Source organism: Arthrospira sp. PCC 8006 (genome assembly GCF_046480465.1).
Classification (GTDB): domain Bacteria; phylum Cyanobacteriota; class Cyanobacteriia; order Cyanobacteriales; family Microcoleaceae; genus Limnospira; species Limnospira platensis.
In genome coordinates, this window is record NZ_PKGG01000234.1 from 1 (window position 1) to 7,733 (window position 7,733).

The 7,733-nt window shown below is 43.0% G+C and carries 3 protein-coding genes; 1 reads left to right on the plus strand and 2 read right to left on the minus strand.

All coding sequences use genetic code 11. From position 1 onward, the window contains the following. A partial coding sequence (locus tag B9T16_RS23330) for a glycosyltransferase (RefSeq protein WP_410245891.1) occupies positions 1-3,608 on the minus strand: 3,608 nt, incomplete at its 3' end. A gap of 47 nt (positions 3,609-3,655) precedes the next feature. Next, positions 3,656-5,290, minus strand: a complete 1,635-nt coding sequence (locus B9T16_RS23335; protein WP_410245892.1) for a class I SAM-dependent methyltransferase — start codon at positions 5,288-5,290, stop codon at positions 3,656-3,658. A 202-nt stretch (positions 5,291-5,492) separates the two neighbouring features. Here B9T16_RS23335 and ftsH3 point away from each other — a divergent pair, with 202 nt between their 5' ends. Continuing rightward, entirely contained in the window at positions 5,493-7,295 is a 1,803-nt protein-coding gene (gene ftsH3 / locus B9T16_RS23340) for an ATP-dependent zinc metalloprotease FtsH3 (RefSeq protein ID WP_410245893.1), read from the plus strand. Positions 7,296-7,733 lie beyond the last annotated feature (438 nt).

Genomic DNA, 7,733 nt, shown 5'->3' on the forward strand with positions numbered 1-7,733 from the left:
TGACGGTAGAAAAGATAGGGTTTTGGTAAACGGTATCCCAACCATCCACTTTCACAAGCCGAAATCCAACATTCCCAATCTTCCCATCCCGCCTCCATGAGAGTTTTAAACCCTCCAATTTGCCGATAAATTTCGGATCTAAATAAAGAGGTTACTGGTGCTTGATTTTGCTGCAAGAATGAGCGCAGGTCAAAATCTCCATGGCTGACGGTTTCGTGATTTTCCCCAAAGTGTTGAATGTCGCTATAGACAAAGCCAACTTGAGGATATTTAGACAAGATTTGACAGGCTTCTGCGATAAATTCGGGATGAATTTTATCATCTGCGTCTACACATAAAATCAATTCTCCCCGACTTTTTGACAATCCCAGATTTCTGGCGCTGACAACTCCTCGATTTGGGGTTTCTATTAAGTTAAATTGGCGATCGCCATATTTTTCCAGCCACCGTTTAACTACCGCATTTGTCTGATCTTGACTACCATCATTGATGATCCAACATTCCCAATTAGAATAAGTTTGAGCCACAMCACTGGCGATCGCTTCATCCAAATATTGACCCTGGTTATAGCAAGGGATGATTACAGAAACCAGGGGTTGGTCTGGGTTAAAACTTTGACTGTAAGACACTGGTATAGAAGTTTTCCGCTGGATAACTCGCTGAATAATACCATATTGATTTAAAATTTTATTGAGTTCCAATTCCGCCGTGCGATCGGCATTTTCTAAACCGCGATCGTTCTGAAAATATAACCCCAAAATTTCGGGTATTTTAGCTATCTTTTCAGTTTTGCCAATTCTCAGCCAAAACTCATAATCTCCCGCTACTGTAAATTCCGGGTTAAAATCGCCATATTTTTGATGGATAGATTTGCGCCACATAGGTTGAGAACCGAGACAGCAGCGGCGCTCTAATTCTTGATAACTAAAATCTGGCCAGTTCCAGCGTTGGTTAGCTTGGGTATTAGCAAAGGTTTCGTTGGGGTTGTGGGTGATAAGTTGATCGCCATAAACAACGGCAATATCTGAATGCTGGTCTAAATAATTAGCCATTAATTCTAAAGCATCGAAACGGTGTCTATCATCAGTGTTAGCATTAGTTATATATTCCCCTTTGGCGAGTTCTATGGCTCGATTCCAGGCGGCATAAAGGGTTTCTCGGTGTTCGGTGCGATGGTAGATAATTTGGGGATATTTAGCTTGAAAATTGGCTACTATTTCTGCTTCGTTTTCCTGGGAGTTGCTATCAATAACAATAATTTCTAGCTGCTGTTTATGGTATAATGTTTGATTGACCAAATCCTGCAAACATCCCTCTATAAATTTGGCGGAGTTATAGGTGGAAATAATGGCGGAAACTTTGAGTGATGTTAACCTCGTTTCTGGTCGCTGAACCGTTGACCAAATCCAAGGTTTAGCGCATTCAAGGGAAACTAAATTAAAGCCGGCGGCGATTAATAAATCCCTGAGTTGTGTATCAGTGTAGGCGTTTCCGTATAAATAATATTGCTGATTTTCTGCGCCTTCTTCATCAAAATCACCTAAATTTTCCGCACTGCGATCGTGAACTTGAATGCGGAAGTATCCCCCTGGCTTTAATACCCTAAAGATTTCGCTAAAATAGCTTTTAACCACAGATAGCGATCGGATATGTTGAAAAACAATGGTAGAATAAACTAAGTCGTAAAATTCACCTGGTAAATCTTGTAAATCAGATCCATTATTGACATATAATTCACCATTAGATTGACCATCAGCTAAGTATTGTTTAGCAAACTCAATCATATTTTCCGAAATATCCACCCCATCGACTCGGTTAAATCTTTCCCGTAAAGGCTTAATTAAACGACCGACACCACAACCAATTTCTAAGACTTTCCAATGGGGTTGACTAGGGAGACCTTGAAGAATTTGTTGAGTAGTTCGATAAATTGACTGTTCCCAAACTTGCTGTCTTTCGGCTGGTGATAATTTCTCAATTCCTGGATATGTCAACACTCGCGCAAACATGGCATCTTGGATAGAATCAACATTCCAAAACTGACGCTGTAAATTTAGTTGCGCGTGATTAACTGAAGATTTTGTAGCTGGTGTTGATAATGAGTTAATCCGCTTTTTCATGTCTGCGGCGGGGGTAAAATTAGGGATTAACTCTAGGACTCGGTTAATGGCTTGTTGCGCTAAATTATGATTACCGATTTGTTCGGCAGAATTGGCTAAATACCACAGGACTCGCCCAATATTACAACCATTTTGCCATGCTTGGTAAAACTCGTTAACTGCTTCCTGATGTCGTCCCTGTTTTTGCAAAACTAATGCTGACCAGAAGCGCAAATATCCATCTTGAGGATAACAATTGCGGTAGTGAAATAAACCACCACCACCGGGGTTACACAGTCCGGGAGAAGCTGTCGAAATTTGGCGATCGCTTTCTAACTGTTCGGAGAGATGATTAGATGTTAAACTAACTTTAAATTGAGGGTCAATATCTCCTAAACTCTGCACCAATAATGCTGCACCTGTTTGGGGGTTTCCGGTAGTTAAACGGCGTTCCCGTTTAGGAAACTTCATTAACTGATGATAAGTTTGATGAATTTTATCAATAGAAACCTGGGGATTAAAATATTGTTGGGCATAATTTCGGGCATTATTTCCTAATCTCAATCTCTCCTGGGGATGATGATATAAATATGCGATCGCCTGCTGATATTCCCTCTCACTGTTAACGACTAATCCGGTTTGATTATTAATAACTAACCCCTTAATTCCTCCATGGGGAAAAACTACCGGAGTTATCCCTGCATACATAGCTTCCTGTAGACTTTTTTCGCTAGTTGCATAGGTATCCTCAACTAAAGGATAGCCAAACACATCGAGGATTTCTAAGACGGATTTAATATCTTCAACATAGCCTCGAAACTCAAAGTTTTCGGCAACTCCTAAACTTTCCGCCTGTTGTTTAAGGCTATTTTCAATTCCTCCCCCACAGACAATAAAACGAATATCAGGAACTTGCACCCCGGCACTCATGGGGATATAATTTTGATAGAGTTTGGAGAAATCAACTGTGCCAATATAACCGACATTAAAACCTGGGTGAGGGCGATTATTTAAAGATTCTAAACGGCTAAAATCAGCAATTCCTGGCACTACTCCAATTTGATTATTGGTGAATAAATCACTACGGGATTTAATGGCGGGTATCTCTAAACTATAGGGAGTTGTGGCTAACAAAATATCTGCATAATCAACTAATTCCGATGTGACAATATGGGGAGAGCGATCGCCTACTACTTTCAGCCACACTAGCAACCGCATAGGAGGCAAATTTAACTGTAATAACTCATAAAGTTCGGGAGTATTCCAGAAGTGAATATGAACAATATCCGCCCGTGTAATCTCCCTATAAATTGCCTGTAAATTCGGTTGTTGAATTACCTGTAAACCAGCCATTTCGGCTAATTTGACTGCTTGGGGATGCGCGGGAGTCAAAGAAATAGCACAATGAACCTGATCCAATTGTTTGAGGGTAGCATCTTTAGCGATCGCTACTACAGACCGTGATGCACCTCCTAGAGAAAATCCTTGTAAAATGTGTAAAATTTTCATAAATCCGTAATTTCTAAAGACCAGATAACCGCCCAAATCACTTTTAATTAATGACCGGGAGAAACCCGATAATGATTTAATCTGCTAATTTGCTTAACCAAATGATTGGGCTTAAAGAAATAGCTAGTATAGGCTATTTCAACGGTGCGATCGCAATCATGAACAAACACATCAGTATCACCAGATTTGATAGCCAATTGGGAAGCCAAATATATACTTTTCATTCTCCCTGGTGTTTCGGGTGTATATCCCGCCGGACCATCAACTAAAATCCAATCCCAGGATATATCATAAATCCAATGAGGTAAATCCAAGGATAAACAATTCTCCCCCTGTTCAAATTTCATCAACAATTCTGCCCAATTTTGTCGCCGAGTTTGGTAATCCACATGATAGGCTTCTAAATGGGGATAGCTCTTTTTCACCTGAGTTAACCACTGGGGGTTATCTTCCAAAAATACCGTTTTACCGTGGGGGTTAATATCCATCCATAAACCGCTATCTTTACCCACGCCAAAAACTAGCAAATTTCCGGGAGTCTGAGGATGAATAATATCAGCAATATAGCGATATTCTTCTCCGGTCATTTGTCCAGGATTGGCGGCGACCAACTCATCAATAATTGGATAGTAAAACTGCCGAAAATGATTATTAAAAATCCATTCCCATTGTAAATGACTGGGAAGAGTCCAATTAACAGATGGGTCTGGCTGATGAGCAATAGGTTGAACGTCTCCACGCCAAGCCACCCCCATGATTTGTTTAGTTTGATAAATGGCGACATTCCAACGGCGATCGCGAAAATAATTCCACCCAGCAAACACATCAGGAGACACCAAATCATGAAACAAAATCAAAGCATCATCCGCCGCTACCTGTTCACAAATTTGAGCATCTAAAAACGGTCCTGGTGCTTCATGGTTGCCATCAATAAAAATGAGAGACCAGCGACGATGACAACTCCGAGCAATTTCGGCAACCTTAGCCGGACTATAACCCGCAATTAACTCAACCCTTTCTATCACGCCAGCCTTTTGTAAAGAAGAGCGCACGCGACTGGAAAAAACCGGATTAGCCAGACCGGGGTCAATGACATCGAGAATCACCCCACCTAAAGCGAGATGACAGGTTGACCAACCCAACCAACAACCAATTTCTAAAGCCGGTTTACCAGCGAATTGCAAGGCGGTATTATATAGAATATGGGCTTCATCTCTGGTAATAAATCCCACCGTAGGGAATTGTTGATCAACGTAGCGATTATGGGGAATTTCTCGGCGGTTATATTGCCACTTAGAACTAATGTTATCAACAACTAAATTGGGGAAATAGCGATCGCATTTAATTTTCCTCAACCCAGAGGAGACATAATCCCCAGGGGGAAACGACAAATCCTCCTCAGATGCAGCCATAATTTGGGATAAACCCTGTTGAGCAGTAGTACAATCAGGATTAAGTTCTAGGGCGATGCGATAAGCCCTAGTGGCGGCTGAGGCTTTATGCTGTGCCTGCAAGACTTGACCAAGGATATGATAAGCTCCAAAATGGTGGGGCTGGGTTTTGATAGCCTGATGACAAGCTGCGATCGCCTCAGAGAAACGCCCGCGAGCCAGACAATCTCCTGCCTGGTCATTGAGTCGCAAAACCTCAGAACTAGCTGTTAGATTGGCAAAATTCCCCATGAGTTCAGCAATGCGAGTCCAACTATACAGTTCAATAAGAGTCCAATAGAGTTAATCTGTTCCCAGACCCCGTATTTCTGAAAAATACGTTAAGATTGGTAAACATAATATCAAAGATACCAGAGAATCTGGGATCGAAAAAAAATCAGTAGGAGGATAGACCCCCGTGAATAAACGGTGGAGAAACGCGGTCTTATATGCAATGCTGGCTATTGTCGTCATCGCCTTAGCAACGACATTGTTTGACAAACAACCCCAAAGCCGGGAAACCTGGAAATATAGCACCTTTGTCCAGGAAGTCCAACAGAACCGGGTTGAACGAGTCAGTATTAGTGCCGATCGCACTAAAGCCCTAATTACAGCCCAGGATGGCTCGAAAATCCTAGTAAATCTACCCAATGATCCAGACCTGATCAACATTCTGAGTGAAAACAATGTTGACATTGCGGTACAACCCCAAACGGAGGAAGGACTTTGGTTCAGAGCATTAAGTAGCCTGTTCTTCCCGATTTTGCTCCTAGTGGGCTTGTTCTTCCTATTGCGTCGCGCTCAAAACGGACCAGGTAGCCAAGCCATGAACTTTGGTAAATCCAAAGCCAGAGTCCAAATGGAACCCCAAACCCAAGTTACCTTTGGAGATGTAGCGGGTATTGAGCAAGCCAAACTGGAATTGAGCGAAGTAGTAGACTTCCTCAAAAACGCCGATCGCTTCACCGCCATTGGTGCGAAAATTCCCAAAGGCGTGCTATTGGTAGGACCTCCGGGAACCGGAAAAACCCTCCTCGCCAAAGCCGTAGCCGGGGAAGCCGGAGTTCCCTTTTTCAGCATTTCCGGTTCAGAATTCGTGGAGATGTTTGTCGGTGTGGGTGCTTCCCGCGTCCGGGACTTATTCGAGCAAGCCAAAGCCAACGCTCCCTGTATCGTATTCATTGATGAAATTGATGCAGTTGGTCGCCAACGGGGTGCAGGTCTTGGCGGTGGTAACGATGAACGGGAACAAACCCTTAACCAGTTACTGACCGAAATGGATGGTTTTGAAGGGAATACAGGCATTATTATTATTGCTGCTACTAACCGTCCTGATGTACTAGACGCAGCCCTAATGCGTCCGGGAAGGTTCGATCGCCAAGTAGTAGTCGATCGCCCCGACTATTCTGGTCGTTCGGAAATTCTGCAAGTCCACGCCAGAGGTAAAACCCTTGGTAAGGATGTAGATCTCGATAAAATCGCCCGTCGGACTCCTGGTTTTACTGGGGCTGATTTATCTAACCTGTTAAACGAGGCAGCCATTTTAGCCGCCCGGCGCAACCTCACGGAAATCTCTATGGATGAGGTTAATGATGCCATTGATCGCGTCTTAGCAGGTCCTGAGAAGAAAGATCGGGTGATGAGCGAAAAACGCAAAACCCTAGTGGCTTACCACGAAGCTGGTCACGCCTTAGTTGGGGCGTTGATGCCTGACTATGACCCAGTTCAGAAAATCAGTATTATTCCTCGTGGTCGCGCTGGTGGATTAACCTGGTTTATGCCTAGTGAAGATCGCATGGACTCGGGTTTATATAGTCGTTCTTACCTGCAAAATCAAATGGCTGTCGCCCTCGGTGGTCGTTTAGCCGAAGAGATTGTCTTTGGTGAGGAAGAAGTGACTACAGGTGCTTCTAATGACCTCCAGCAGGTCACACGGGTAGCCCGTCAAATGATTACCCGCTTTGGTATGAGCGATCGCCTTGGTCCGGTGGCTCTCGGTCGTCAGCAGGGTAATGTTTTCCTCGGTCGCGATATTATGTCGGAGCGTGATTTCTCTGAGGAAACCGCATCCGCTATTGATGAAGAAGTCCGCGCTTTGGTTGATGAGGCTTATAAACGCGCTCGTCAAGTCCTCGAAGAAAATCGCCCTGTTCTCGATAGTTTGGCAGAAATGCTCATCGAGAAAGAAACCGTTGATTCTGAGGAGTTGCAGGAGTTATTAGCTTCTAGCGATGTCAAAATGGCTGCGATCGCCTAAGCCTCATTTTTAACCCCATTTTTCCTTCATAATTCACAGGCTATCCACTTTCAGGATAGCCTTTTTTTTCATCAACAATCCATCCCCCCAAAACCCACCATCACATAAACTTTACTAATTTATACAGCCCCATCGATTGGAATTTCCAAATAACGTTAAGAATTAATACATTTTTATTGAAAATCCCTCGCAAAAAGTTGACGAGATTATAGGGGTTATGGTATCATATCAGAAATAGATACCAAGGGCTTACTCTGTCATTATGCAAAAATAAAGGCTACAACCACGATTATATCGCCAGATAAATTATTCTCTCAGCAAAATATTAAATTCACGATGCACGAGTTTTCGAGTAATAAGCGATCGCTTTTTTTGTACCTCTTGACAAAAACGCCATTATGTGCATACATTCACCTGTAGGGTGCGTCAGCCATCAAT

What these genes read in the sequence shown, in the direction of transcription:
- ftsH3 (WP_410245893.1), top strand. Translation starts at nt 5,493, where the DNA reads ATGCTGGCTATTGTCGTCATCGCCTTAGCAACGACATTGTTTGACAAA.
- B9T16_RS23335 (WP_410245892.1), bottom strand. Translation starts at nt 5,290, where the DNA reads ATGGGGAATTTTGCCAATCTAACAGCTAGTTCTGAGGTTTTGCGACTC.